General features: G+C 61.2%; 1 protein-coding gene. It reads right to left on the bottom strand.

What is annotated here, in order from left to right; translation table 11 throughout:
- On the bottom strand, nucleotides 1-694 hold a 694-nt coding region (locus V9U70_RS30665), incomplete at both ends, for a cbb3-type cytochrome c oxidase subunit I (RefSeq protein WP_336672317.1).

The raw sequence follows: 694 nt of genomic DNA, 5'->3' as shown, positions 1-694 counted from the left end.
CCAGAACGTGATCTTGCCGAGCCGCTCGTCCAGCATCTTGCCGGTGAACTTCGGCCACCAGAAGTGGAAGCCGGAGAACATCGCGAAGACCACGGTGCCGAAGATGACGTAGTGGAAGTGCGCGACGACGAAGTACGAGTCCGAGACGTGGAAGTCCAGCGGGGGCGAGGCCAGGATGACGCCGGTCAGACCACCGAAGGTGAAGGTGATCAGGAAGCCGACGGCCCAGAGCATCGGTGTCTCGAAGGACAACGACCCCTTCCACATCGTGCCGATCCAGTTGAAGAACTTCACACCGGTCGGTACGGCGATCAGGAACGTCATGAAGGAGAAGAACGGCAGCAGCACACCGCCCGTGACGTACATGTGATGCGCCCACACCGTCACGGAGAGACCGGCGATGGCGATCGTCGCGGAGATCAGACCGATGTAGCCGAACATCGGCTTGCGGCTGAATACCGGGATGACCTCGGAAATGATTCCGAAGAACGGCAGGGCGATGATGTACACCTCTGGATGGCCGAAGAACCAGAAGAGGTGTTGCCAGAGCAAGGCGCCGCCGTTGGACGCGTCGAAGATATGCGCGCCGAATTTACGGTCGGCCTCCAGCGCGAAGAGCGCGGCGGCCAGGACCGGGAAGGCCAGCAGGACCAGTACACCGGTCAGCAGGACGTTCCAGGTGAAGATCGGCATG

This window comes from Streptomyces pratensis, assembly GCF_037137275.1.
GTDB lineage: Bacteria > Actinomycetota > Actinomycetes > Streptomycetales > Streptomycetaceae > Streptomyces > Streptomyces pratensis_B.
Note: the sequence above shows the minus strand (reverse complement) of the source record. Positions and strands in the feature narration are given on the sequence as shown.